Source organism: Yonghaparkia sp. Soil809, assembly GCF_001429705.1.
Lineage (GTDB): Bacteria > Actinomycetota > Actinomycetes > Actinomycetales > Microbacteriaceae > Microcella.
In genome coordinates, this window is record NZ_LMSV01000002.1 from 91,006 (window position 1) to 117,548 (window position 26,543).

The window sequence follows — 26,543 nt, forward strand, 5'->3', positions numbered from 1 at the left end:
CGAGCGCGATTGTGGGGGAGGGGCAGGATCCGGCCCCGGAACCCCCTGCTCTTTAGAGCACGCCGACATACCGTCAGGCGACGGATGCTCATCTCATCCTTCTCGAACGCGCACGGTCTCGGGAAGATCCGGACGCCGACGCAACGATCGTGCGTGGTGACCGCGGAGTGACGCAATTATCCGGACTCGTGCACATGATTGCTCGAATGTCGTTACCGGTGTGTAACGAATGCGCTTAGGGTTTGGCGGGGATGTGACCCTCTCTCTAGGGTCATACCCAATAGGCGTGACGGCGCGCTCTGACTGCGGCCGACGCGTGTCCATCTTGCACAGGAGGAAAATTGCGAATCAGCAGAATCGGGGCAGCTAGCGCGGCCACGATCGCGGCGAGCGCCCTCGTCCTCTCGGCTTGCGCTGCACCGCAGCAGGAGTCCGAGGTCGTCGAAGGAAGCTCCATCACGGTCGCGTGGAACCAGCCGTTCTACTCGTACAACAGCAACACGTCGTTCGGTAATGCCACGGCGAACGCGAACATCGTGTACATGACGAGCGGCGCGTTCAACTACTACGACAACACGCCCGAGCTCCAGAAGGACGAGTCGTTCGGCACCTACGAGGTCGTCTCGGAGGACCCGCTGGTCGTCGAGTACACGATCGCCGATGGCGTCCAGTGGTCCGACGGCACGCCCGTCGACGCCGCCGACATGCTCCTCGCGTGGGCCGCGAACTCGGGTGTCCCCAACACGCCCGATTTCGACCCGACCGAGTTCACCGACCCCGTGACCGGCGAGTTCACCGAGGACTACCCGACCGACGTCGTCTTCTTCGACGGCGCCCTCGGCGGCGGCCTCGAGAACGTCTCGCAGGTTCCCGAGATCGATGGCAAGACCATCACGCTCGAGTACGACAACATCTTCGTCGACTGGGAGCTCGTGTTCGGCGTCGGCCTGCCGGCTCACGTCGTCGCGCAGCGCGCGCTCGGCATCGAGGACCCGCAGGAGGCGAAGGACGCCCTCGTCGAGGCCATCCAGAACAACGACGCGGAGGCGCTCGCGCCGATCTCGTCGGTCTGGAACTCGGACTGGAACTTCTCGGAGATGCCCTCCGAGGAGGACGCCAACCTGCTGGTCGTCAACGGCCCGTACGTGATCTCGGACTTCGTGGCCGACCAGTACATCACGCTGACCGCCAACGAGAACTACGTCGGCGAGAACACCCCGCAGATCGAAGAGGTCACCGTCCGCTTCATCACCGACCCGCTCGCCGCCGTCCAGGCGCTCGCGAACGGCGAGGTCGACGTCATCAGCCCCCAGGCCACGGCCGATGTGGCTGACGCGCTCGCCGAGCTCGACGGCGTCACCGTCCTGAACAGCGTCGAGGGCACCTACGAGCACATCGACCTCCAGTTCGACCAGTCGAAGAGCGGCACCTTCAGCGACCCGCTCGTCCGTGAGGCCTTCCTCAAGACGATCCCGCGTCAGCAGATCGTCGACACGCTCATCAAGCCGCTCAACCCCGAGGCCGAGGTGCGCAACTCGCAGCTCTTCGTCCCGGGCGCGCCCGGCTACGACGACACGGTCGGGGGCAACGGCATGGCCGAGAACTTCGGCGAGGTCGACATCGAGGGCGCTGCGGCGCTCCTCGCCGAGGCCGGCGTCACGAGCCCCGAGGTCTGCATCCTCTACGCGACGAACAACCCCCGGCGCGTGAACGAGTTCGCCCTCATCCAGGAGTCGGCCAACCAGGCAGGCTTCAACGTGACCGACTGCGGCAGCGACGACTGGGGCGGCCTTCTCGGCACCCCGGGCGCCTACGACGCGTCGTTCTTCGGGTGGCAGTCGACGAGCCTCGGCGTGACCAACAGCTCGGCGACCTTCCGCACCGGCGGCATCAACAACCTCAACTACTACTCGAACCCCGCGGTCGACGAGCTCCTCACCGAGCTCGACACGGCCCTGGAGCCCGAGCGCCAGATCGAGATCCAGCTCGAGATCGACCGTCTCCTCATGGACGACGCGTACGGCCTCACGATCTTCCAGTTCCCCGGTATCACGGCGTACAGCGACCGCGTCGAGGGCGTCAGCCCCGGCCCGCTCTCGCCGACCATCTTCTGGAACATCTGGGACTGGACGCCGACTGACAGCGAAAGCGAGTAAGTCCGAGGCTCTCGGGCTGATCACGTCAGTCAGCTGACTCAGCACCCGGGGCGCTCCAGGATTCAGTTAGGTAGGGTGCCATTTCCGATGGCCACATTCGTTATCCGGCGACTCATCGCCTCCGTCTTCGTCCTCCTCGCCGCGACGTACATCATGTACAACCTCGTGGCGCTGTCGGGTGACCCCCTCGAGGACCTCCGTCAGAGCAGCGCTCCCAACAAGGAAGAGCTCATCGAGTCGAGAATCCGACTTCTCAACCTCGATGTCGCACCGCCGCTCCGATACTTCATCTGGTTCGGCAACGTCATCACCGGCAACTTCGGCGTGACCGTTGAGGGCCGCAGCGTCAACGCCCTCCTCGAGCAGGCGCTCGGGTCGACCATCCAGCTCGTCACGATCTCCACGGTCGTCGCGATCTTCCTGGGTCTGATCGTCGGTATCACCACGGCGCTCCGTCAGTACTCGGGCTACGACTACAGCGTCACCTTCGTCTCCTTCCTCTTCTTCTCGCTCCCGATCTTCTGGGTGGCCGTGCTGCTCAAGCAGTTCGTGGCCATCGGCTTCAACGACTTCCTCGAGAATGACCCCCAGCTCCCGCTTCTCGCCGTCCTCGCGCTCGCCGTCGTCTCGGGCGCCCTCTGGGCCTCGATCATTCCCGGTAGCGCACGGCGCAAGGTCGTGACGTTCGCGATCGCGGCTGCCGCTACGGCCGCGATCCTCACCGTCATGAACGTCACCGGCTGGTTCAGCAGCCCGGCGCTGACGATCGGCGGAGTCGCGATCATGGGGCTCGGAGCGGCCGTGGGCTTCACCGCGCTCATCACCGGCCTCAAGAACCGACGCGCGCTCATCGCCGCTGTCGCCGTCGCCGGCCTCGGGATCGCCCTCTACTTCCCCTTCCAGTACAACCTCTCGTTCTACGTGACCGAATGGTGGATGCTCCTCGCGCTCGCTGTGCTCACGGCCCTCGTGAGCGGTGCGATCGGCTACTTCGCCGGCGGTCACGACCGCGGCCCGGTGATCCGAGTCGCCGTCTTCACGGGCATCACGACGGCCTTCGTGATCGCGCTCGACCGTTTCATGATGGTGTGGGACGACTACGCCACCTCCGGTCGCATCCGCGGGCGCCCGATCGCGACGATCGGCGCGTCCACGCCGAACCTCGAGGGGTCCCTCTGGGTCCAGGGCGTGGACATCTACACGCACCTGCTGCTCCCCACGCTCGCGCTCATCCTCATCTCGTTCGCGACGTACACCCGCTACTCGCGCGCGAGCCTCCTGGAGGTTCTCAACCAGGACTACATCCGCACGGCGCGGGCGAAGGGGCTGTCAGAGCGGACGGTCGTCGTCCGCCATGCCTTCCGCAATGCGCTCATCCCGATCGCGACGATCGTCGCCTTTGACATCGGAGGCCTCATCGGCGGCGCGGTCATCACCGAGCGCGTGTTCGGCTGGACGGGCATGGGATCGCTGTTCCAGAACGGTCTTCAGCGCGTCGACCCGAACCCCGTGATGGCCTTCTTCGTCATCGTCGGCGGGCTCGCGATCCTCTTCAACCTGATCGCCGACCTCGTCTACGCCGCCCTCGACCCGCGAATCCGAGTGAACTGATGTCGAACACACCTACTCCCGAGCCCGGGCACAGCGCGGGCAGCGTGACCGATTCCGAGAACAACCTCGAGCTCAAGGAGATCGAGGGCCTCAGCCAGGGCCAGATCGTCCGACGTCGCTTCTTCCGGCACCGCGGCGCTCTCGTGTCGATGGTCGTGCTCGCGTTCATCATCATCCTGGCGTTCTCGTCGGTCGGCCTGAGCTTCAGCTTCTTCGGCATCGATGTCCGCACGCCAGGCTGGTGGCAGTGGAACTGGACGCAGATCCCCGACCCGCAGAACGGCGGCGCTCCGACGCTGAGCCTCGTCCCCGAGTTCCTCGGCGGCGATGGCCTCCGCTTCGGCGACCACCCCTTCGGTCAGGACGAGGTCGGCCGCGACATCTTCGCGGTCGTCATGCGCGGCACGCAGCAGTCGATCGTCATCATGATCGTCGTCGGCGCGATCGGCGTGTCGATCGGCACGGTCATCGGCGCGATCTCCGGGTTCTTCCGCGGCTGGCGCGACTCCGTGCTCATGCGCTTCACCGACATCATCATCACGATCCCCGTGATCGTCGTGGGTGCGGTCGTCGGCAAGGCGGTCGGCAACCAGGGTGCCTTCGCGCTCGCGATCGTGCTGGGACTGTTCGCGTGGACCGGGCTCGCGCGCCTCGTCCGCGCCGAGGTCCTGAGCCTCCGGGAGCGCGAGTTCGTCGACGCCGCGCGCGTCGCCGGCGCGAGCAACCGCCGCATCATCTTCAAGCACGTCTTGCCGAACGCGATCGGCGTCATCATCGTCAACGCGACGCTCCTCATGGCCGCGGCGATCCTGCTCGAGACGGCCCTGAGCTTCCTCGGGTTCGGCGTGCAGGCTCCCGACACCTCACTCGGCAAGATCATCAGCGATAACCAGGCGGCCTTCGCGACACGTCCGTGGCTGTTCTGGTGGCCCGGTGCGTTCATCATCGCGATCGCCCTGTGCATCAACTTCATCGGCGACGGTCTGCGCGATGCGTTCGACCCGCGTCAGAAGCGGCTGCCCAGCTCGCGCGCCCTCGCCCGGGCGACGTCCAACCGCAACGACCTCGCGCGCGCCGAGGTGCTCGTGGCGACGCGCGGTGCCGACAACCAGGTCGACGGCTCGCTGGCGCCGCGCAGCACGACGACCCTCGACGAGGGCGACGAGCGACCGACGCACGGCTCGCGAGGCGACGCCTGATGCTCGTCCTGGCTCCCGCCGGTTCAGAGCACGAGGCCCGCGAGGCAGAGCACCGCAAGGCCGAGCACGATGCCGATCTCGAGCGCGTGCACGGTCCGGCGCGGCTGCGCCTCCGGCGCGTCGGGGCGCAGGAGGCCGTCGTCGCGCAGCTCCTCCCAGTGGCGACGGATGACGTTCGCGGCGGCGCCGCTGTCGGTGTTGAGCGCGTCACCGGGCCGGATCGACCCTGCCACGTGCGCCGACTCCGAGACGCGCAAGTCGTCGCGACCGAGCGTCATGGGCGTCCAGCGCGAGCCGGCTGGCGCGGCCCAGGCTTCGATCCGCTTGCCGCCCGCGCGCAGCGTGAGCGCCCACTTCGTGTCGATGAGCTGGATGCCCTCCCAGGGCAGCACCCACGAGACGAAGGGGTTGCGCACCTCGACCGCGTCCTCCCGGACGGCGACGCCCGGCAGCCAGAAGAGCACAGCGGTGCCGTAGGCCATGAGGCCGAGCCACCAGCCGTAGCGCACGAGGCCCTCGTAATCGCCCGTGACCACGAACCCACCGACACCCGCGAGTGCGAGCACCGTCATGACGACGGTGAGCACGCGGCCGAAGAGCGGACGGAAGACGACGGGCTGGAATCGCATGATGCCAGCCTGTCAGACCGCCGCGACCTGAACGCAGGGAAGGACCTCCCGTGAGCACCACCACCCCCACCGCCGTCGAGACCGTGCTCGAGGTCGAGAACCTCGGCGTCGACTTCTGGGTCGACGGCGAGTACTACCCCGCGGCCGTCGGCCTCGACTACCGCGTCAAGCGCGGCGAGGTGCTCGCGATCGTCGGCGAGTCCGGCTCGGGCAAGAGCTCGAGCTCGATGGCCCTCCTGGGGCTGCTCCCGCCGACCGCGCGCGTCACGGGTTCGATCAAGCTCCTCGGGCGCGAGATCGCCGGCCTCGACAACCGTGAGCTGAGGAAGGTGCGCGGCAACCAGATCGCCGTGATCTTCCAGGAGCCCATGACGGCGCTCAACCCCGTGTACACGATCGGGTTCCAGATCGTCGAGACGCTCCGCACGCACTACGACCTCACGCCCGCCGCGGCGAAGGAGCGCGCGATCGAGCTGCTCGAGAAGGTCGAGATGCCCGACCCGCAGACGGCGTTCAACAAGTACCCCCACCAGCTGTCCGGCGGCCAGCGACAGCGCGCGATGATCGCCCAGTCGATCTCGTGCGACCCCGTGCTGCTCATCGCCGACGAGCCGACGACGGCGCTCGACGTGACCGTCCAGGCCGAGATCCTCGAGCTGCTGCGCAGCCTGCGCACGCGCCTCGACTCCGCGATCGTGCTCATCACGCACGACATGGGCGTCGTCGCCGACCTCGCGGACTCGATCATGGTCATGAAGAACGGCGAGGCCGTGGAGCAGGGAGCGGCGCTCGACATCTTCCAGCGGCCGCAGCATCCGTACACGCAGTCGCTGCTCGCGTCGGTGCCGCACCTCGGACTCGAGATCTCGGAGACCGGGACGTCGCGCACCGCGCCGTCGACGACGACGACGCCCGCGCTGTCGTTCCAGGACGTGGCGATCGAGTACCCGAAGCGCGGGCGCGTCCCGGCGTTCCTCGCCGCGGACGAGATCAATCTCAGCGTGTACCCGGGCGAGATCGTCGGACTCGTGGGCGAGTCGGGCTCGGGCAAGACGACCCTCGGCCGCGCCGCCGTCGGCCTCCTGCCGATCAAGAGCGGCACGCTGATCTCGGCCGGCGTCGACATCTCCAGCGGCGGGACGAAGGAGCTCAAGTCGCTGCGCCGCAAGGCGGGCATCGTCTTCCAGGACCCGGGCTCGAGCCTCAATCCCCGCATGCCGATCGGCGAGTCGATCGGCGAGCCGCTCTTCCTCGCCGGCGAGGCCGAGGGCAAAGAGCTCGACAAGCGCGTGCAGGAGCTCCTGAGCTCGGTCGAGCTCCCCACGAGCTACCGCAACCGCTACCCGCACGAGCTCTCCGGCGGTCAGCGCCAGCGCGTCGGCATCGCTCGCGCCCTATCGCTCGCTCCCGAGCTCCTCATCGCCGACGAGCCGACGAGCGCGCTCGACGTCTCGGTGCAGGCGCGATTCCTGGATCTCCTCCAGGACCTCCAGCAGAAGCTGCAGTTCGCGTGCCTCTTCATCAGCCACGACCTCGCCGTCGTCGACATCCTCGCCCACCGCATCGCCGTGATGCACCGCGGTCGACTCGTCGAGCAGGGCACGCGCGACGAGATCCTCCGCAGCCCGAAGGAGGCGTACACGCAGCGCCTCATCGCGGCGGTGCCGCTGCCCGATCCGATCGCGCAGCGCGAGCGCCGCGAGAGCCGGCGCGCCGGGCTCTAGCCGCATCCCGCAGAGGGCCGAGCGAGACCGGACCCCCGCCCGAGAGGGCGGCGGGTAGACTGGTCGCATCGCTCGGCCCTTTCTGCGTGCCCTGAGCCCCGAATCCTCCTCGAACTGAAAGCTGCTTCCGTATGGCGCTCGCCACCCGCTCCGACCTGCGCAACGTGGCGATCGTCGCCCACGTCGACCACGGCAAGACCACTCTCGTCGACGCCATGCTGCGCCAGACCGACTCCTTCGCCGCGCACGCCCACCTCGAGGACCGCGCGATGGACTCGAACGATCTCGAGCGCGAGAAGGGCATCACGATCCTCGCCAAGAACACGGCGGTGACCTACAAGGGCAAGCACGCCGATGGTCAGGAGATCACGATCAACGTGATCGACACCCCCGGCCACGCCGACTTCGGCGGCGAGGTCGAGCGCGGCCTGAGCATGGTCGACGGGGTCGTCCTGCTCGTCGACGCGAGCGAGGGCCCGCTGCCTCAGACCCGCTTCGTGCTGCGCAAGGCGCTCGCCGCGAAGCTCCCGGTCATCCTGCTCGTCAACAAGACCGACCGCCCGGATGCCCGCATCGAGGCCGTCGAGGAGGAGACCCACGACCTGCTGCTGGGCCTCGCGAGCGACCTCCAGGACGAGGTGCCCGACCTCGACGTGGACGCCATCCTCGACCTGCCCGTCATCTACGCCTCCGGCCGCGCCGGCGCGGCGAGCCGCACGCGCCCCGCCGACGGCGAGCTTCCCGACAACGACGACCTCGAGCCGCTCTTCGAGGCGATCCTCCAGCACATCCCCGCCCCGACCTACGACGACGAGCACCCCCTGCAGGCGCACGTCACGAACCTCGACGCGAGCCCCTTCCTCGGCCGCATCGCGCTTCTCCGCATCTTCAACGGAACCCTGAAGAAGGGCCAGACGGTCGCCTGGGTGCGCCACGACGGCTCGCACACCAACATGCGCATCACCGAGCTGCTGAAGACCCGCGCGCTCGAGCGCTATCCGGCCGAGTCGGGCACGGCGGGCGACATCGTCGCGATCGCCGGCATCGAGGACATCACGATCGGCGAGACGATCGCCGACCCGGAGGATATCCGCCCCCTCCCGGCCATCACGGTCGACGAGCCCGCGATCTCGATGACGATCGGCACCAACACCTCGCCCCTCGTCGGCAAGGTCAAGGGCCACAAGCTCACGGCGCGCATGGTCAAGGACCGCCTCGACCGCGAGCTCATCGGAAACGTCTCGATCCGCGTCGTCGACATCGGCCGCCCCGATGCGTGGGAGGTCCAGGGCCGCGGCGAGCTCGCGCTCGCCATCCTCGTCGAGAACATGCGCCGCGAGGGCTTCGAGCTCACCGTCGGCAAGCCGCAGGTCGTCACCAAGACCATCGACGGGAAGCTCCACGAGCCGTTCGAGCAGCTCACGATCGATGCGCCGGAGGAGTACCTCGGCGCGATCACGCAGCTCCTCGCCGCGCGCCGCGGCCGGATGGAGGGCATGTCGAACCACGGCACCGGCTGGGTGCGCATGGAGTTCCTCGTCCCGAGCCGCGGCCTCATCGGCTTCCGCACCGAGTTCCTCACCACGACGCGCGGTACCGGGATCGCGAACGCGATCTCCCACGGCTACGAGCCGTGGGCCGGATCGATCCAGTCGCGCAACAACGGCTCGATCGTGGCGGACCGCTCGGGCGTCGTGACGAGCAACGCGATGATGACGCTCCAGGAGCGCATGTCGTTCTTCGTGAACCCCACCGAGGAGGTCTACGAGGGCATGGTCGTCGGCGAGAACTCGCGCGCGGACGACATGGACGTCAACATCACCAAGGAGAAGAAGCTCAACAACATCCGCTCCTCCACCGCGGAGGAGCTCGAGCGACTCACGCCTCCCCGCCAGCTGACGCTCGAGGAATGCCTGGAGTTCGCCCGCGAGGACGAGTGCGTCGAGGTCACGCCCGAGAAGGTGCGGATCCGCAAGGTCGAGCTCGACCAGACTCTGCGCGCCCGCGCGACCTCCCGCCTGAAGAAGCAGAACGCCTGACCCGAGGAGCCACCATGCGTCGCACCCCCCGTCGTATCGTCGCCGTCGCCGTCGCCCTCGCCGGAGCGCTCGCCCTCGGGGCGAGCGGGTGCGCGACGGGAACGCCGATCGACAACATCGTCGAGGGCCTCGTCGACCAGGGCGTCGAGCAGATCACCTCCGGCATCGACGAGTCCGTCCGCGGTCTCGTCGACGACGTCCTCGGCGGCGTCGAGCTCTCGACCGACGGTGAGCCGCCCTCGAGCTTCCCGCGCGAGGTCCCGCTCGTCGGCGAAGCGCTCGGCGGCGGGGCGGGCCCCGAGGGGTCGGGCTGGGTGGTCCGCACCCGGGTCGATGACGCCGGCGCGTTCGACGCGGCCGCCGCGGCGCTCGAGGGCGCCGGATTCGCCGCGAGCGGCGTCTCGAGCGACGCCGACAGCGGGTACGGCGCGTTCACCTCGGGCGCGTACCGCGTCGATCTCTCGGTCGCGACGGATGCCCAGGGCGAGGTCACCGCCACGTACGTCGTCACCCCGGCCTGAGCATCCGCGCTCTCGGCCGCGTCGTGGGCGCCGAGCGCCCCCGATCGCGCACTCGATGCATTCGCATGAAGCAGGACTGCACAGAAGGTAGGCTCTCGCCGTGAAGATCGCACGATTCAGCACCGATGGATCCCCCCGGTACGGCATCGTCGACGACGAGGAGCTCGTCGTCCTGTCGGGCGACCCGATGTACCACGGTTACGACACGACGGGCGAGCGGGTGTCGCTGGCGGAGGCGAAGATCCTCGCGCCGGTCATCCCGCGCTCGAAGGTCGTCTGCGTGGGCATGAACTACGCCGCCCACCGCAAGGAGATGGGGCACGAGGGGCCCGAGACGCCGCTCATCTTCCTCAAGCCCAACACGGCGGTCGTCGGCCCGGGCGACCCCATCGTCATCCCGCCCGTCGAAGGCCGCATCGTGCACGAGGGTGAGCTGGCGATCGTCATCGGCTCGGTCGCCAAGCGCGTCAAGGCCGATAACTGGCGCGACGTGGTCTTCGGCTTCACGATCGCCAACGACGTGTCGGCGCGCGACGTCATGTTCGCCGACGGACAGTGGGCGCGCGCGAAGGGCTACGACACGTTCTGCCCGCTCGGCCCCTACATCGACACCGAGATCGACCCGACGAGCCTCGCGATCGAGACCCGCGTCGACGGCGAGGTGCGCCGCTCGGGCAACACCGCGGACCTGCTGCACAAGATCCCGCAGCTCATCGAGTTCATCAGCGACGTGTGGACGCTCCTGCCGGGCGACATCATCCTCACCGGCACCCCCGACGGCCTCGGGGGCTTCGTCGACGGCCAGACGATCGACATCACGATCGAGGGCCTCGGCACGCTCAGCAATCCCGCGAAGAACCGCGACGACCGCGACTACTGATCGGGGCCCGCGGCCCCGCGCGCCGGATGCCCGGCAGCGGCATGATGGAGCCATGAGCCCCACCGCCCTCACCCCGACGGCCACGGCCGCGCCCGTCGACGTCGCGGCCGTCCAGCGCCGGGTCCGCTCGACCCTCATGGCCGGGCAGGTGCTCGCCGGACTCGGGATGGGGTCGACGCTGAGCATCGGCGCGATCCTCGCCGCCGAGGTCTCCGGCTCGCCCGCCTACAGCGGACTCGCCGCCACCATGGCCACGCTCGGCGCCGCGCTCGCCGCCATCCCGCTCGCGCGCCTCGCCGCTCGCGCCGGGCGCGCCCCGGCCCTCGCGACGGGCGCGCTCACCGCCGCGACCGGCGCCGTCCTCGCGATCGTGGCCGCCGGGCTGCCGAGCTTCCCGCTGCTGCTCGTCGGCATCATGCTCATCGGCGTCGGCACCGCCGTGAACCTGCAGTCGCGCTTCGCGGCCTCCGACCTCGCATCGCCCGCGACACGAGGCCGCGACCTGTCGCTCGTCGTGTGGGCCACGACCGTCGGCGCGGTGAGCGGCCCCAACCTCATCGGCCCGGGCGAGCAGCTCGGCGAGGCGATCGGGCTGCCCGCGCTCTCCGGGCCGTTCCTCTTCACCGTCGCCGCCCAGGTGCTCGCCGCGACCCTCTATCTCGTCGCGCTGCGGCCCGACCCCCTGCGGCTCTCGCTGCGTCTCGCGCGCGATGCCGCGGCCGCGGCGTCGGCAGCGGGGGAGTCGGGGACCGAGGCGGTGCGCAGCGACCGCGCGGGCATCCGCCTCGCCCTGATCGCCCTCGCGCTCAGCCACGCCACGATGGTGAGCGTCATGGCGATGACGCCCGTGCACCTGACCGACCACGGCGCGAGCCTCGTCATCGTGGGCTTCACGATCAGCCTGCACATCGCGGGCATGTACGCGCTCTCGCCGGTCTTCGGCGTCCTCGCCGACCGGCTCGGGCGCTGGTGGACGATCCTGATCGGGCAGGGTCTGCTCGTCGCGAGCCTGCTGGTCACCGCGCTCGGCGCCGAGAGCGAGGCGGCGGTCGTCACCGGGCTCATCCTGCTCGGCCTCGGCTGGAGCGCCTCGACCGTCGCGGGCAGTGCTCTCCTGACCGAGTCGACGGCGCCCGAGCGGCGGCCGGTCATCCAGGGCCGCAGCGACCTGCTCATGAGTGGCAGCGGGGCGGTCGGCGGTCTCCTCGCCGGCCCCACGCTCGCCGCGCTCGGCTACTCGGGACTGTCGCTCGTCGCGCTCGGGCTCGTGGCGGTCGTGGTGACGACGCTCGTGGTCACGCCGCGCGCGGCCCGCGGGCGCTCGACCCGGCGGTAGCCGCCCCGTCCGCCGGTGGTCGCCCCTTCGGGGGAAGATCCTGACCCGCACCGCGGGGCTACACTGGGCCCACGTCGCGGCGGGGGTCGTGACCGTCGCGCGATGATTCCTGGCGATCGTCGCGGTGAATCCGGGTCCGGGGGGAAGCCGTGAGACAACACGTCACTGTCATGATCGTCGCGACCCTGCTCCTCACCGCGGTCGCTCCGGCCACCGCTGCGCTCTCCCTCGCCCCCACCGCCGGCGACGCGAACTCGGGGTCGTCGATGGCGGACGCGGGTCAGAACCTCACGGCGGCGGCGACGGGCGTGCCGAGCGCGGGGGTCCACCTGGCGGAGCGCGACCTCATCCTGAAAGAGACGAACGCGCTCCGAGCGGCCAACGGTCTTCCCCCGTTCCGAGTGAACGAGGCGCTCGACGACATCGCGCAGGACTGGGCGGAGCAGCAGGCGACGACCGGAGCCATGTCCCACCGCGTCGGCTTCGCCTCCCTCTATCCCTCCGGGTGGTCGCGGGCGGCCGAGAACGTCGCGATGGGCTACCAGCCCGACTCCGTGGTGGACGCCTGGGCGGCGTCGACGGGGCACCGCGCCAACATCCTGTCGTCGAGCACGGACATCGGCATCGGTGCAGCACGGGACGCGCGAGGCCGGTGGTTCTACACGCAGAACTTCGGCCGGTACGCCGTTGCGCCGCCGACGGTGCCCGGCGCTGTTCACCGGATCGCCGGACCGGACCGCTACGCCGTCTCCGCGCGGACATCGGCCCGCACATTCGCTGCCGGTGTCCCGACGGTCTATGTGGCGTCCGGCGCGAACTTCCCGGATGCGCTGAGCGCCGCGGCCCTGGCGGGGGCCGCACGCGGCCCGCTCCTGCTCGTCTCGCCGACCTCCGTCCCCGCTGTCGTCCTGGCGGAGCTGCGTCGGCTGTCGCCCGCGCGGATCGTCGTCGCCGGCGGCCCGGCGTCGGTCAGCGATCCCGTGCTCGCCGCACTCCGCACCGTCGCTCCCCGTGTCGACCGCATGTCAGGAGCCGACCGGTACGAGGTGTCGCGCAATCTCGGTATCGACGCCTACGGGAGCTCGGGAGCGCCGACGGTGTTCCTGGCGACAGGATCCGGATTCGCCGACGCGCTGGCGGCCGGCCCGGCGGCGGCGTCGGTTCGAGCGCCCGTCCTGCTGGTTCGAGGTTCGGCCGATGTCGCCGATGCCGCCACTCTCGCCTTCCTGCGGAAGGTCGGGGCTCGCAGCATCGTCATCGTGGGCGGCCCCGCGACGGTGACGCAGGGAATCGAGTCGTCGCTGGCGTCCGCCGGGTACGCCGTGCAGCGCATCGGCGGTGCCGATCGTTTCGAGGTCGCTGCCGGCCTCGCGTCGCGCTACTTCCCCGATGCGAGTCGCGCGTACGTCGCGACCGGCCGGGGCTTCGCCGACGCCCTCTCGGGGGGTGCCGCGGCGGGCGCACTGGGGGCCCCGCTGCTGACATCGAACCAGGCGTGCCTCCCGGCATCCGTGCGCAGCGCGATCAGCGCGCGATCTCCGGCCGACATCGTGCTCCTCGGCGGCCATGCGACGCTCGCGCCGACGGTGGCCGGCTTCTACCGCTGCTGATCGCCCGGGCCGCGCCCCGCCCGCCGGTAGGATCGCAGGCGATGACTTCCCCCGCCTTCTCCACCGCCACGGGCAGCGATGTCCGCGTGCGCTTCTGCCCGTCGCCGACTGGCACGCCGCACGTCGGCCTCGTCCGCACGGCCCTGTTCAACTGGGCCTACGCGCGCCACACCGGCGGGACGATGATCTTCCGCATCGAGGACACCGACACCGCCCGCGACAGCGAGGAGAGCTACCACCAGCTGCTCGACGCCCTGCGCTGGCTCGGCATCGACTGGGACGAGGGCGTCGAGGTCGGCGGCCCGCAGGCCCCCTACCGGCAGTCGCAGCGCGGCGAGATCTACGCGCGCATCATCCAGAGGCTGACGGATGCCGGCCACCTCTACGAGTCGTACCTCACGCCGGAGGAGATCGAGGCCCGCAACATCGCCGCGGGCCGCGACCCGAAGATGGGCTACGACAACGCCGAGCGCGAGCTCACCGACGAGCAGCGCGCGGCCTACCGTGCGGAGGGCCGGCAGCCCGCGCTGCGTCTGCGCGTGCCCGACACGGCGCTGAGCTTCACCGACCTGGTGCGCGGCGAGATCACGTTCCCGCAGGGCAGCTTCGTCGACTTCGTCGTCGTGCGCCCGAACGGCGCCCCCCTCTACACGTTCGTGAACCCGGTGGACGACGCGCTCATGGGCGTCACGCACGTGCTCCGCGGGGAGGACCTGCTGTCGTCGACGCCGCGCCAGATCGCGCTGTACCACGCCCTCATCGACATCGGCGTGGCCGAGGCGATCCCGCAGTTCGGGCACCTGCCGTTCGTCATGGGGGAGGGCAACAGGAAGCTCAGCAAGCGCGATCCCGAGTCGAACCTCTTCCACCACCGCGATCGCGGGTTCATCCCCGAGGGCCTGCTCAACTACCTGTCGCTGCTGGGCTGGTCGCTCAGCCACGACCGCGACGTCTTCACCCTCGACGAGCTCGTCGCCGCCTTCGACGTGCGCGACGTCAACCCCAACCCCGCGCGGTTCGACCTGAAGAAGGCCGAGGCCATCAACGGCGACCACGTGCGGCGCCTGCCCCTCGACGAGTTCGTCGAGCGGAGCATCCCGTACTGCAGCGGCGCGGGCCTGTTCCACGACGTCCCCCGACCGTCGGAGCGCGCGCTGCTGACGAGGGCCGCGCCCCTCGTGCAGGAGCGCGTGGGTCTCCTCGGCGAGGTGCCTGGCATGGTCGGCTTCCTGTTCACGGCCGATGACGACCTCCAGATCGAGGCGGATGCTCGAGCCTCGCTCGGCGCCGACGCAGCCGCGGTGCTCGACGCCGGCATCGGCGCGCTCGAGTGGCTCGAGGAGTTCACGCCGGAGGGCATCGAGGCGGCCCTGCGCACCGCGCTCATCGAGGGGCTCGGCCTCAAGCCGCGGCTCGCGTTCGGCCCGCTGCGCGTCGCCGTCTCAGGCCGCCGGGTGAGCCCGCCGCTGTTCGAGTCGATGGAGCTCCTCGGCCGCGACTCCACCCTCGCTCGCCTGCGGGCCCTGCGCGCGAGCCTCTAGCCGCGCGCCCGCGCGCAGAACCGCGCCCGCCCGCGTCGACCAAATGAAGGGAGCGGGGGCGTCGGCGACGGCGTGTCGCGTGCGACACGCCGTGATGCGCGCGGGCGCTCCCTTCATTTGGTCAATGGGCTCGGCGGGGGAGGGCCGGTCGCGAGCGGAGTCGGCTAGCCCCCGGGGGTGCGAGGTGGCGCCGGCATGACCCGCACGTCGGCAACCCGCTGCGCGATCGCGATCTGCGCGGGGGGTCGCAGCAGCACCCAGGCGGCCGCCATGACGCCGGTCGAGAGGGCGAAGAGCCCGACGCCGAGCCAACTGCCGGCGTCGTCGATGCCCGCGTAGATGCCGTTGAGGTTCTCGCGCGCTCCGGTGAGCAGAACGAGCGCGACGTGCGCGACCGTGAACGCCAGGAAGTACCAGAGCACGACGCGGTGCGCCCGCCGCGCGGCGGAGTCGGAGAGCGGCCCGCGGGCGCGCATCCACCGCGTCGGCCACACGGGCGAGAGCCGCAGCCCGGTGAGGGTCGCGAGCGGCGCGGCGATCACGACGGTCGCCGCGTAGAACAGCTGCTGGAGGCTGTTGTAGCCGGCCCACGTGTCATGGGCGGGCCAGTCGAGCGCGAGGTACTGCACGGCGGAGGAGACCGCGTTCGGCACGACCGTGACGTCCGTCGGGATGAGCCTCTGCCAGTGCCCGCTCGCGACGAGCGCGACGACGTAGACGAGCCCCGTGATCACCCACAGGGTGTCGACGACGAGGTGCCACCAGGAGTGCAGGCCGAGCCGGCTCGGGCTCCTCGCCGCGAATGCGCCCGTCGTGCGTCGCGTCACGAACGCCGGCGGGCGCTTCCCGGCGCGCAGGTGCAGCCCCGAGCTGACGATGAAGAGCAGGAGGAAGGCGCTCAGCCAGTGCGTCCAGCGCAGCCAGGCCGGGAACCCCTCGGGGGTGCCGAGCGGCGGGTCGTACGCGCCGGGGTAGTCGTTGATGAAGGATGCGCCGGCCGGGCTGTCGAGGAACGCCCGCGCGGCGATCATGGCCGCAGCGAGCACCGCCAGCGCCGCGACCGCCGCGAGCACGACCGCACGGCGGCGGAGGGCGGTCGGGCGCGGCACGCCGTCCACCGTATCGCTCGCGAGCGCACCGTCGCTGGGGGCGCGGCGGCGGGCGCTCCGCCGGCCGCGGCTAAGGTGGTCCGGTGTCTGACTTCCCCTCGAAAGTGCCCGAGTGGGTGCGCTGGATCCCGGCCGTCCTCCTGAGCGCGATCATCATCGCGGTGGTGGCCTTCGCGGCCTCCCAGGGTCCGCGACTGGCCGCCGGTCCGGGGCCTGCGGAGACGAACGAGGTCGACGACCTCAACTTCTCGGTCTTCAGCGAGGAGGGGCTCGCCTTCATCGATGAGCAGCGCATCCCGCGCCTGGATCTCCGCGATCTCCCCGTCGAGACGGAGCCGCTCGGTCTTCCCGCGGATGGCGAGCTCGTGATCGGCCCGCACCCGCAGGACCTCGACTACCGGCTCGTGCTGCTCGCATCGGGTGGCGAGGGAGGCGCGCGGTTCACCACCGTCACGTTCACGATCACGACGAAGGATGGGGAGGTGCGCGAGCTGCGCGTCGCCCCGCCGCGGGAGGTCGCCGTCGGCACCTTCCGCGACGTCGAGGCCTTCGCGGTGGAGTCGGCCGAGCGCTTCGGATACCCGCCGATCGCCAGCGGCACGCTCCTCGACCTCGTGCTCGCGGCGCAGGAGAGCGGGGAGCCCGAGACCACGCGGACGGCATCGGGCGACCGCACCGGGCTGCCGACGCAGCTGGAGATCACGTGCACGGGCGATGCCTTCTGCCAGCCGATCTTCGTCATCGACGTCGGGTGAGGCCGCCGGGGGTCGCGCGGCGAGGGGCGCGCCCGGGCTCCGGTACGCGTTCGTGCCCGCCCGGCCGGTAGGGTAAACTCGCATCTCGGCCCGCCTAGCGGTGCCACGGAGTCACTGCAGGGCGCGAGCCCGCAGTACCCCGGTGGGGTATGGTGTAATTGGCAACACGGCTGATTCTGGTTCAGTTGTTCTTGGTTCGAGTCCAGGTACCCCAGCGTTCCGAAACCCCCGGTGATCCCGGGGGTTTCGTCGTCTGCGCAGGGCGCCGCCCCGCGTACGCTCGACGCATGCGCCTCGGAGTCATCGACGTCGGCTCGAACACCGTCCACCTGCTCGTCGTCGATGCGCATCCCGGCGCGAGCCCCGTGCCCTACCGCTCCGAGCGCTCGACGCTCCGTCTCATGCGCTTCCTCGATGAGGACGGCGCGATCGTCGAGGAGGGGCAGCGCCTCCTCATCGACGCGATCGGCAGCGCCGCGGCCACGGTCGCGGAGATCGGCGTCGACGACGTCATCTCGACGGCGACCTCCGCCATCCGCGAAGCGGCCAACGGCGAGGAGGTCCTCGCCCGGATCGCGCGCGAGACGGGCGTCGAGCTCCAGGTGCTCTCGGGCGACGACGAGGCGCGCATCACGATGCTCGCCGTGCGGCGCTGGTTCGGCTGGTCGGCGGGCGAGATCCTGCTGTTCGACATCGGCGGAGGCTCGTTCGAGATCGCGCAGGGCGCCGACGAGTACCCGGATGCGCAGGTCTCCCTGCCGCTCGGCGCCGCGAGGGCGACCGCGCGCTTCCTGCGGGGCGACCCCCCGACGCGGGACGCGGTGTCGGCGCTCCGCGCCCACGCCCGCGCCGCGTTCACGGAGGCGCGCGACGCGCTCTTCGCCGAGCGGCCGAAGCCAACGCGGGTCGTCGGGACCTCCAAGACCATCCGCTCGCTCGGCCGCCTCGTCGGCGGCCCCGCCGATCCGATCACGGGCGCCCCGGCGCCGATCTACTACACGGGCCTGCGCGAGTGGGAGCCGACGTTGCGCGAGATGCCCTCCGACGTCCGGCAGTACCTCCCCGGCATCACGCCCGAGCGCGGCCCGCAGATCCTCGCCGGCGCGATCCTGCTGCGCACGGCCATGAAGGTGTTCGACGTGCCGACCCTGATCGTCTCGCCGTGGGCGCTGCGCGAGGGCATCGTGCTGCGCTACATCGACGCGCTCGACGCCCCCGGCCGGTCGGGCTCCCCGGGCGCATCGGGCGCCCCTGCCGGCTAGATCTCGAGCGTCTCGCCCGCGACGAGCGGGAAGAACGCGCCGCCGTGCGACTCGACCACGTGAGCGATGCGGCCGTTCGCCATCGCGTTGCCCGCGTCGGAGTTCACGCGCTCGTGCGTCGGGAGCGCCCTCCGCGGCCGCACCGCGTCGAGGTAGTCCATGACCTCGCCGATCTTCAGCCACGGCGCGCTCGCGGGCACGGCGAGCACGTCGACGGCGACCCCGGGGTCGGTGAACGAGTCGCCCGGGTAGTAGAGAGCGTCGTTGACCATCACCCCGAGGTTGTCCACCACCGGGATGCTCGCGTGGATGACCGCGTGGCGGCCCCCGGAGAAGGCGAGCGAGAAGGGGCCGGCGCTGCGGGCATCCCCCGCGGTCACGATCTGCCACGCGTAGCCCGGCAGCGCTGCCGCGACCCCGGCGGGAGCGAACAGCTCCACCCCCTCGGCGGAGGCCAGGAGGCGGTCGAGGTGCTCGGCCGTCACGTGATCGGCGTGCTCGTGCGTCACCACGATGCCCGCGATCCCGGGGGCGTCGAAGGGGGCGGTGAAGACTCCGGGGTCGATGACGAGGGTCGCCCCCTCGTGCTCGAGGACCAGGCAGGCGTGCTCGCGCTTCGTCAGGATCATGGCGACACTGTAGTCACCGCCCCTGGACGGCGCGTCACGGGCGCGGTGATTGCCCGCGCGTACCCCCGGGGGGTACCATGGCCGAATGATCGACGACATCAAGAAGCGCTCCCTCCACCGCGCGCGCATCCTCCAGGGCCAGATGCGCGGCATCGAGCGCATGATCGAGGCCGACGAGTACTGCGTCGACATCATCACCCAGTCGCTCGCGATCCAGAAGAGCCTCCGCAGCCTCAACAAGCTGCTCGTCGAGAACCACCTCCGCACGCACGTCACCGACATGTTCGACGCCGGCGGCGACGAGCGCGAGAAGGCCGTCGCCGAGCTGCTCGCGGTGTTCGAGCTGCAGAACAACCGCGGCAGCTGAGCCGAACTGAGCGGCGCGCCGCGCCCGACCGCCCGCCGCGCGCGGGCGGTCCGCCCCCATAATCGGCAAGTGTGACGACGATGCGCACGCTCGCGGTGGCGATCAACCCGACCGCGTCCTTCGGCCGGGGGCGCGAGGTCGGTCCGCTCGCCGTCGCCCTCCTGCGCGAGCGCGGCCACGTCGTCCACGAGCTCGTCGCCTCGAGCCTCGATGCTCTGCGAGCGGATGCGGTCGCGCGGCTCGCCTCAGCCGTCGACGCCCTCGTCGTGGTCGGCGGCGACGGCATGGTCAACCTCGGCGTGGAGCTCACGGCGGGCACGGGCATCCCGCTCGGGATCATCCCCAGCGGCACCGGCAACGACATGGCGCGCGGCCTCGGCATCGCCCTCGACGACCCCGAGGCGGCGGTGATCGGGATGCTCGCGGCCCTCGATCGCGGCCCGCGGCTCATCGATGCGGCCCGCATCGAGTTCGCCACGACGTCGACCGGGAGTGCGAGCGCGCGCGGCGGCTCCCGCCGCTTCGCCTGCGTGCTCTCCGCCGGGTTCGACGCGATCGTCAACGAGCGGGCCAACCGCATGCGCCGGCCGCGCGGGCGCAGCCGGTACACGATCGCCCTGCTCGTCGAGCTCGCGCGACTGCGACCGATCGACTACCGGCTCGTGGTCGACGGCGTCGAGCTCCGCGAGCGCGCGCTTCTGGTGTCGGTGGGCAACAACACCTCGCTCGGCGGCGGCATGACGGTGACGCCGGCGGCGCTGCTCGACGACGGGCTGCTCGACGTCATGCTCGTGCGGCCGCTCTCGCGTCTCGCGTTCCTCCGCATCTTCCCGCGCGTGTTCGCGGGCACGCATGTGACCGACCCGCGCGTGGTCACGATGCGCGCGCGCCGCATCCGCATCGAGGCGGAGGGCATCGTCGCCTACGCCGACGGCGAGCGGATCGCCCCTCTGCCGATCGATGTGGAGGTCGAGCCGGGAGCTCTGCGCGTGCTCGCCTGATGCCTCTCGAAAGCCCGCCCTCGCGCGGATCGGAGGCGGTCGTCGCCGGTTTGGATTCAGCCTCGGACGTATGCCATACTCGTCCAGTCGCAAACGGCCCCATCGTATAGCGGCCTAGTACGCCGCCCTCTCACGGCGGTAACGCGGGTTCGAATCCCGCTGGGGTCACCACCCACGAAACCCCCGGTCATGCCGGGGGTTTCGTCGTCCCCGGGGGTCCGCGCGGCAGACGTGGAGGCGGCCGACGGTAGACTCGCCGGAGCGAAGGGGAGTATCCCGATTCGCCTGTTCCGTCATCACGGGCTCCGTCGTCGAGGCCCCGGGCAGGCGCCGCGATCCGCGGGGGAGAGACCTTCGGCCCTCAGCGCACCCCCGAATCGCACCCCCGAACGGAAGGTCCCCGTGGACTACGTCATCCCCGCCTGGTTCGAGATCGGATCGTTCGTCGTCCTGACGATCATCCTGGTCGCCGATCTCCTGCTCGTCGTCCGGCGCCCGCACGTGCCGAGCCCCAAGGAGTCGGGATTGTGGGTGGCGTTCTACGTCACGCTCGCGCTCATCTTCGCGGGGCTCATGTTCGCGTTCGTCGGGCCCGACGCGGGCGGCGAGTTCGTGGCGGGCTGGCTGACGGAGTACAGCCTCTCGATCGACAACCTCTTCGTCTTCGTCATCATCATGGCCCAGTTCTCGGTGCCCAAGAAGATGCAGCAGGAGGTGCTCATGGTGGGCATCATCCTCGCGCTGCTGTTCCGCGGCGTGTTCATCCTGCTCGGCGCGACGCTCATCGAGGCCTACAGCTGGGTGTTCTACATCTTCGGCGCCTTCCTCCTCATCACCGCGGCGCAGCAGGCGTTCTCGGGCCGCGATGACGACGAGGAGCGCGAGTCCAAGCTCATCGGATTCCTCCGCAAGCGCATCGCGATCACCGACGAGTTCGACGGCATGAAGATCCGCACCCGCATCGACGGCAGGACCTTCTTCACGCCGCTGCTCATCGTCTTCATCGCGATCGGCACGACCGACCTAATCTTCGCGCTCGACTCGATCCCGGCGATCTTCGGCATCACGCAGAGCCCGTTCATCGTCTTCACGGCGAACGTCTTCGCGCTCATGGGCCTGCGCCAGCTCTACTTCCTCCTCGGCCACCTCGTCGACAAGCTCGAGTACCTCAAGTACGGCATCGCCTTCATCCTCGCCTTCATCGGCGTCAAGCTCGTGCTGCACGCCCTCCACGAGAACGAGGTTCCGTTCATCAACGGCGGGGAGCCGCTCCCCGTGCCCGAGATCGACACCTGGACGTCGCTCATCGTCATCATCCTGGCGATGGCGGTCTCGGTCGCCGCGAGCCTGCTGAAGCTGCGTCGTGAGCAGCGGTACATCCCGAGCCTCACGGGTCGCGACGACGACGAGGCGCCCGCCGCGGTCCAGAAGGCCGCCGAGGGCGAGGCGTCGGTGCGCGGCGCGAGCGAGTCCCGCGAGCGCTGATCGGCGCGCCCGCGCACGCGAGCTCCTCCGAATGAGAGGTCGGATGCTCGAGCGCCGTGAATGCGGCACTGAGTGCTCCTCAATCAGTCGCTAGGGTTGTCCACCGACAGGTCGGTGATCGAAGGGGCGTTGTTCGTGCGCGATGAGACGGTGGTTCCCGTCGGCTCCGGGCGAACCCGCATCGCGGTCTCCGCGCAGACCTCCGCGGGCGCCGTCCGGCCGCTCAACGAGGACAGCTTCCGCGCCGCCGCCCCGCTCTTCGTCGTCGCCGACGGGATGGGCGGGCACGAGCGCGGCGATGTGGCCAGTCGCACCGCGATCGCCGCTCTCGCCGAGCGCGTGCCCGCCGAGGCGGTGCCCACGGTCGACGAGCTCATCGACGCGATCGCCGCCGCCAATGACGCCGTGCGCGCGCAGTCGCAGCGCGACGGCGTGGAGGGCGTCTCCGGGACGACCCTGGTCGTCCTCGCGCTCGTGCGAGGCGGAGGCGACTCCGCCTACTGGATGGCGGCGAACGTCGGCGACTCCCGCCTCTACGAGTGGACCGGCCGCGAGCTCACCCAGCTTACCGTCGACCACTCGTACGTGCAGGAGCTAGTCGACACGGGCCATCTGACCGCCGCCGAGGCGCTCGTGCATCCCGACCGCAACGTCATCACGCGCGCCGTCGGGGTGCGCCCCGACGTCGTCGCCGACGTGTGGCTGCTGCCGGTCTCGGGCGAGCAGGTCTTCCTGCTGTGCTCCGACGGCCTCACGCGTGAACTGAGCGACGACGCGATCGCCGAGCTCCTCATGCGCCACGGCGCCGCGGGCGAGGAGGGCTCTGTCGCCGACGCCCTCGTCGAGGCGGCGGTCGCGGCGGGCGGCTCCGATAACGTGACGGCGATCGTCGTGGAGTCCTCCAGCGCGACCGCGCTCGTCGGCGCGGGCGCGCGCGAGAGCATCGCATCCACGCGCGAGCGGCCCGGCGCCGAGCTGGAGGACACCCTTCCCCGAGCCGGCGGGGGCGCCGCATGACCGCGCACTACACGCCGGGCGACGGCGCACTCCTCGCCGTCCGCGGCGGCGTGGCCGTCCTCGTTCCCGACGCGTCCGCGCCGAGCGCGCTGACGCCGTCGTCGCTGTGGGATGCGCTCGGTCTCGACGACCCCGTCACGCACGTCCTCGAGGTGCTCTCGAGCGCGGGCCTCGCTGCGATGCCCCCCTTCGCGATCGTCGATGCGCGCGCCGCCGCCGCCCGAGCGTTCGTGCGCGGAGCGCTCGCGATCGCCGTCGAGTCGGCGGGAGCCCGCGACGCGCTCGATGGCGCCGAGGTCTCCACGTGGCGCGAATCGGTCGTCCCGTCCTTCGACGTGATCCGCATCGCGCCGTCGGCGAGCGGCTCCCAGGCGGGCGCGCCGGGGCTCGAGGCGGGCGCGCTTCCGCTCGAGGCGGGCGTCGTCCGGGCTGCGGCGGTCGAGCTGCGGGCTGGCGCCGCACCGCGCGCCTCTCGCTCGCCGCGGGCGGAGACGCCCGAGCCCGCCCCGACCTCGGTCGCGGTGCCCGATCCCGTGGCGGCGCCCGCCCCCGAGGCGGCATCCCCCGTCGAGAGCGCACCCGTCGCGGAGCAGACGCTCACCGAGCCGTTCGAGACCGACGAAGGCCTCTTCGAGGAGACCGTCGTGCGCACGCCCGCCGAGGCGGCGCTCGTCGGCGACCACGACGGGCTCACGGTCGTCGGTCGCGAGATCCCCGGCTTCGCCGAGCGCGAGCGGGTCATCCCGCCCCCCGCGGCAGCGGCGGCCGCCGCCCCGCGATACGTGGTCGAGGTCGACTCCGGCCAGATCGAGCCGCTTACCGGCCCCGTCGTCGTCGGCCGAGCGCCGATCGCGGCGAAGGTCTCCAGCGGCGCCGTGCCCCGACTGGTCGTCATCCCCGACAACCCCGACATCTCGCGCACCCACGTGCGCATCGCGCTCGAGGGCGACACGGTCGTCGTGACCGACCTGCACTCGCGCAACGGCACGACCCTCCGCATGCCCGGCAAGCCCCCGCAGCTGCTGCGGGCGGGGGAGGCCACGCCCGTCCTGGAGGGAACGGTCATCGACCTCGGCGGCACCACGCTCGCCGTGCGGAGCCGGTGATGCGCCGCGCGCCCAGCACGCCGCCCGAGCTCCCGGGCTACGAGTTCGTCCGGCTCCTCGGAGCCGGAGGGTTCAGCGACGTCTTCCTGTACCAGCAGCTGCTGCCGCGCCGGCAGGTGGCCGTGAAGGTGCTCATCGCGGACGGACTGGATTCGGGAGCGCGGGCCGCGTTCGTCGACGAGGCGAACCTGATGGCGCGCCTGAGCGCGCATCCCTCGATCGTCACGATCTTCCACGCCGACATCGCCCCCGACGACCGGCCCTACTTCGTCATGGAGTACTGCTCGGGCCCCAGCCTCAGCGACCAGGCCAAGCGCGCCCCGTTCACCGTCGTCGACGCCCTGCGCACGGGCGTGCGGCTCGTCGGCGCCGTCGCGACCGCGCACGCCGCGGGCATCCTGCACCGCGACATCAAGCCCGCTAACGTGCTCACGAACGACTACGGCTGGCCGGCGCTGACCGACTTCGGCATCTCCTCCCGCGTCATCGACGAGGCCGTCGTTCACACCACGACCCTCTCGGAGCTGCGGGGCGGCTCGAGCACCGAGAGCCAGTCGGTCGGCATGAGCGTGCCGTGGTCGCCTCCCGAGATGTTCGCCGATCGCCCGCAGCCGGATGTCCGATCCGACGTCTTCTCCCTCGCCGCGACCCTGCACACGCTGCTCGCGGGGCGCACGCCCTTCGAGATCCCGGGGCGTCCCAACGGCGCCCTCGACCTCATCGGCCGCATCGAGCGCGGTGCGATCACCCCGCTGCCGCGCGACGACGTGCCCCCCTCGCTGCAGGCGGTGCTGCGGAAGGGCATGGCGACCAGCCCGGCCGACCGCTACGCCACGGCGATCGAGTTCGGCCGAGCGCTGCAGCGGGTCGAGCTCGAGCTCGGCTACGCGTCGACGCCGCTCGACGTGCCCGCCGTGGTGCAGGACCCGGTCGAGCGCGAGGAGCCGGTGCCCGGCGACGAGACGCGCGTGCGCGGGGTCACGGTCATCGCGCCCGGGGCGCCCGCTGCGCCGACGGCCCCGGCGGCGCCTCCGGCCGCGTCCAGTGCTCTGGACGACCCGACCGTCATGCGCGCCGAGGACGCGACCGTGCTGCGCGCCGAGGACGCCACCGTCGTGCGCGCGAGCGACGCGACCGCGGTGCGGCCGGCGGGCGCCTCCGGCGCCGGCGCGGTGGGCGCGGACGGGTCCGCCGCGGCCCCGCGCGTCGAGGACACCGTCGTGCGCTCGCCCGACCCGAGGCGTCCCGCGGGCGGCGGGCTCGGGGCGGCAGCGGGTGCTCGGGCGGCGACCTCCGGAACGGGCATCCCCCTCGATGCGGACCTCGCCGACGGCCCTGCGCATGCCGCGTCGGAGAGCCCATCGCCGGCCCCCGCCGACGGCGTCCCGGTGCGCCGTCGCCGCCTCATCGGCGCTCTCGCGGCGGTCGGCGGCCTGCTCCTGGCGGCCGCGATCGCGATCGCGGTCGTCGTCGGGGGCGGCGACGTCAGAGAGCGGCCCGAGGCGGGATCGAACGATCCGGCGTCGGAGCCCGGCATCGCGATCCCCGTCGTGACCGTCCCCTCGCCCGTGCTGGTCTCCGCCCAGCCGAGCGCCGACGGGAGCGCCGTCGTCTTCACGATCGCCAACCCCGAGCCGGAGGACGGCGATCAGCTGCGCTGGGCCCGTGCCGAGCAGCCGGGCGAGCGCCGGCCCGTCGAGGGCGACGCGATCGTCGTGCCGCTCTCCGCCCCCGGTGCGCGCGTCTGCATCGAGGCCGAGATCATCCGCGCCGGCCGCGCATCCGCGGCCCCTCTCGAGAGCTGCTACCCCGAATGAGCGACGTGACCGCATCCCTCCCGATCCCCGCGGCCGACGCCCGCGCGCCCCGCATCGAGTTCTGCGGGGAGTGGACCGACGTCGACCCCGCCGAGGGCCTCGGCATCGGCCGCGAGTCCGATCTGACGATCGACGACAATCCCTTCCTGCACCGCACCTTCCTGCGCGTGCACGCCGAGCACGGGCTGTGGTGGCTCTCGAACGTGGGAGGCGTGCTCTCCGCGACGGTCTCGGACGGCTCGGGCGCGGTGCAGGCCTGGCTCGGCCCGGGCGCCCGGCTGCCCATCGTCTTCCCCGCCCTGCACGTGATGTTCAGCGCCGGCTCCACCACCTACGACTTCACCGTGCACACCGAGCAGGACTACTTCGATACCGTGCCGACGCTCGACTCCGAGCCCGGCTCGACGACGCGGATGCCCGTGAGCCTCACCTCCTCGCAGCGCCTGCTGATCGTCGCCCTCGCCGAGGACGTCCTGCGCCAGAGCGTGCCGGGCCGAGGAGCGATCCCGAGCTCGGCCGACGCGGCCGCCCGCCTCGGATGGCCGCTGACGACCTTCAACCGCAAGCTCGACAACGTGTGCGACAAGCTCGACCGCATCGGCGTGCAGGGGTTGCGCGGGGGCCCGGGCAAGCTCGCGACGCAGCGCCGCGCCCGCCTCGTGGAGTACGCCGTCGTGACCCGGCTCGTGAGCATGGACGATCTGGCCCTGCTCGACCAGCAGGGGTAGGACTCCCCATCGCAGGTGATT

Annotated in this window: 22 protein-coding genes and 2 tRNA genes; 21 read left to right on the forward strand and 3 right to left on the reverse strand. The window is 71.1% G+C overall.

The annotated features are described in order from the left end of the window. Positions 1 to 341: 341 nt before the first annotated feature. The 3 genes from ASG83_RS08035 to ASG83_RS08045 all read left to right on the forward strand — a co-directional run bounded on the left by ASG83_RS08035 (position 342) and on the right by ASG83_RS08045 (position 4,966). Complete coding sequence (locus tag ASG83_RS08035) at positions 342 to 2,156, forward strand: ABC transporter family substrate-binding protein (protein WP_369813323.1); 1,815 nt, start codon at positions 342 to 344, stop codon at positions 2,154 to 2,156. A gap of 87 nt (positions 2,157 to 2,243) precedes the next feature. Next, positions 2,244 to 3,767 carry an ABC transporter permease gene (locus ASG83_RS08040; RefSeq protein ID WP_055859721.1) on the forward strand — a complete coding sequence of 508 codons (1,524 nt, stop codon included), beginning with the start codon at positions 2,244 to 2,246 and terminating at the stop codon, positions 3,765 to 3,767. Continuing rightward, complete coding sequence (locus tag ASG83_RS08045; RefSeq protein ID WP_082599167.1) at positions 3,767 to 4,966, forward strand: ABC transporter permease; 1,200 nt, start codon at positions 3,767 to 3,769, stop codon at positions 4,964 to 4,966. The genes ASG83_RS08040 and ASG83_RS08045 overlap by 1 nt, the downstream gene beginning before the upstream one ends. Positions 4,967 to 4,989: 23 nt before the next feature. On the opposite strand, the gene ASG83_RS08050 is transcribed toward ASG83_RS08045, so the two are convergent. Further along, positions 4,990 to 5,595: a PH domain-containing protein gene (locus ASG83_RS08050; protein ID WP_055859724.1), complete on the reverse strand. Its 606-nt coding sequence runs from the start codon at positions 5,593 to 5,595 to the stop codon at positions 4,990 to 4,992. A 50-nt stretch (positions 5,596 to 5,645) separates the two neighbouring features. Here ASG83_RS08050 and ASG83_RS08055 point away from each other — a divergent pair, with 50 nt between their 5' ends. From ASG83_RS08055 to gltX, 7 genes are all read left to right on the forward strand, one after another. Further along, a complete protein-coding gene (locus ASG83_RS08055; RefSeq protein ID WP_055859727.1) occupies positions 5,646 to 7,319 on the forward strand; it encodes an ABC transporter ATP-binding protein in 1,674 nt (557 codons plus the stop codon). Between the two features lie 131 nt (positions 7,320 to 7,450). Next, on the forward strand, positions 7,451 to 9,358 hold the full coding sequence (gene typA, locus ASG83_RS08060) for a translational GTPase TypA (protein ID WP_055859730.1): 1,908 nt from the start codon (positions 7,451 to 7,453) through the stop codon (positions 9,356 to 9,358). Positions 9,359 to 9,372: 14 nt separating this feature from the next. After that, positions 9,373 to 9,879: a hypothetical protein gene (locus ASG83_RS08065; RefSeq protein ID WP_156711056.1), complete on the forward strand. Its 507-nt coding sequence runs from the start codon at positions 9,373 to 9,375 to the stop codon at positions 9,877 to 9,879. Between the two features lie 100 nt (positions 9,880 to 9,979). After that, a complete protein-coding gene (locus ASG83_RS08070) occupies positions 9,980 to 10,759 on the forward strand; it encodes a fumarylacetoacetate hydrolase family protein (RefSeq protein ID WP_055859733.1) in 780 nt (259 codons plus the stop codon). A gap of 52 nt (positions 10,760 to 10,811) precedes the next feature. After that, a complete protein-coding gene (locus ASG83_RS08075; protein WP_055859736.1) occupies positions 10,812 to 12,095 on the forward strand; it encodes an MFS transporter in 1,284 nt (427 codons plus the stop codon). A gap of 170 nt (positions 12,096 to 12,265) precedes the next feature. Then, complete coding sequence (locus tag ASG83_RS08080; RefSeq protein WP_055859739.1) at positions 12,266 to 13,705, forward strand: cell wall-binding repeat-containing protein; 1,440 nt, start codon at positions 12,266 to 12,268, stop codon at positions 13,703 to 13,705. 41 nt (positions 13,706 to 13,746) lie between these two features. Next, complete coding sequence (gltX, locus tag ASG83_RS08085; protein WP_055859742.1) at positions 13,747 to 15,246, forward strand: glutamate--tRNA ligase; 1,500 nt, start codon at positions 13,747 to 13,749, stop codon at positions 15,244 to 15,246. Between the two features lie 164 nt (positions 15,247 to 15,410). Here the strand turns inward: gltX and ASG83_RS08090 are convergent, their stop codons facing one another. Further along, complete coding sequence (locus ASG83_RS08090; RefSeq protein WP_055898263.1) at positions 15,411 to 16,355, reverse strand: cytochrome b/b6 domain-containing protein; 945 nt, start codon at positions 16,353 to 16,355, stop codon at positions 15,411 to 15,413. 83 nt (positions 16,356 to 16,438) lie between these two features. Here ASG83_RS08090 and ASG83_RS08095 point away from each other — a divergent pair, with 83 nt between their 5' ends. From ASG83_RS08095 to ASG83_RS08105, 3 genes are all read left to right on the forward strand, one after another. After that, positions 16,439 to 17,110: a hypothetical protein gene (locus ASG83_RS08095; RefSeq protein ID WP_156376796.1), complete on the forward strand. Its 672-nt coding sequence runs from the start codon at positions 16,439 to 16,441 to the stop codon at positions 17,108 to 17,110. A 143-nt stretch (positions 17,111 to 17,253) separates the two neighbouring features. Further along, a tRNA-Gln gene (locus ASG83_RS08100) sits at positions 17,254 to 17,325 on the forward strand. A 72-nt stretch (positions 17,326 to 17,397) separates the two neighbouring features. Then, on the forward strand, positions 17,398 to 18,372 hold the full coding sequence (locus ASG83_RS08105) for a Ppx/GppA phosphatase family protein (RefSeq protein WP_055859751.1): 975 nt from the start codon (positions 17,398 to 17,400) through the stop codon (positions 18,370 to 18,372). Here the strand turns inward: ASG83_RS08105 and ASG83_RS08110 are convergent. After that, a complete protein-coding gene (locus ASG83_RS08110; RefSeq protein ID WP_055859756.1) occupies positions 18,369 to 19,001 on the reverse strand; it encodes an MBL fold metallo-hydrolase in 633 nt (210 codons plus the stop codon). The two genes, ASG83_RS08105 and ASG83_RS08110, sit on opposite strands and share 4 nt — an antisense overlap. Positions 19,002 to 19,086: 85 nt before the next feature. Here ASG83_RS08110 and ASG83_RS08115 point away from each other — a divergent pair, with 85 nt between their 5' ends. The 8 genes from ASG83_RS08115 to ASG83_RS08150 all read left to right on the forward strand — a co-directional run bounded on the left by ASG83_RS08115 (position 19,087) and on the right by ASG83_RS08150 (position 26,522). Then, positions 19,087 to 19,368, forward strand: a complete 282-nt coding sequence (locus ASG83_RS08115; protein ID WP_055859760.1) for a metal-sensitive transcriptional regulator — start codon at positions 19,087 to 19,089, stop codon at positions 19,366 to 19,368. 80 nt (positions 19,369 to 19,448) lie between these two features. After that, positions 19,449 to 20,369, forward strand: a complete 921-nt coding sequence (locus ASG83_RS08120; protein WP_200932320.1) for a diacylglycerol kinase family protein — start codon at positions 19,449 to 19,451, stop codon at positions 20,367 to 20,369. Between the two features lie 95 nt (positions 20,370 to 20,464). Beyond that, positions 20,465 to 20,540: transfer RNA gene (locus tag ASG83_RS08125), tRNA-Glu, on the forward strand. A 231-nt stretch (positions 20,541 to 20,771) separates the two neighbouring features. After that, positions 20,772 to 21,854 (forward strand): TerC family protein, encoded by a 1,083-nt coding sequence (locus ASG83_RS08130; RefSeq protein ID WP_055859766.1) that lies wholly within the window; start codon positions 20,772 to 20,774, stop codon positions 21,852 to 21,854. 135 nt (positions 21,855 to 21,989) lie between these two features. Further along, positions 21,990 to 22,871, forward strand: coding sequence for a PP2C family serine/threonine-protein phosphatase (locus ASG83_RS08135; RefSeq protein WP_235451432.1), 882 nt, complete (start codon positions 21,990 to 21,992; stop codon positions 22,869 to 22,871). Next, positions 22,868 to 23,977, forward strand: a complete 1,110-nt coding sequence (locus ASG83_RS08140; RefSeq protein WP_055859769.1) for an FHA domain-containing protein — start codon at positions 22,868 to 22,870, stop codon at positions 23,975 to 23,977. The genes ASG83_RS08135 and ASG83_RS08140 overlap by 4 nt, the downstream gene beginning before the upstream one ends. Beyond that, complete coding sequence (locus ASG83_RS08145; RefSeq protein ID WP_055859771.1) at positions 23,977 to 25,794, forward strand: serine/threonine-protein kinase; 1,818 nt, start codon at positions 23,977 to 23,979, stop codon at positions 25,792 to 25,794. Before ASG83_RS08140 ends, ASG83_RS08145 begins: the two co-directional genes overlap by 1 nt. Continuing rightward, positions 25,791 to 26,522 carry a hypothetical protein gene (locus tag ASG83_RS08150; RefSeq protein WP_055859774.1) on the forward strand — a complete coding sequence of 244 codons (732 nt, stop codon included), beginning with the start codon at positions 25,791 to 25,793 and terminating at the stop codon, positions 26,520 to 26,522. The genes ASG83_RS08145 and ASG83_RS08150 overlap by 4 nt, the downstream gene beginning before the upstream one ends. Positions 26,523 to 26,543: the final 21 nt, after the last annotated feature.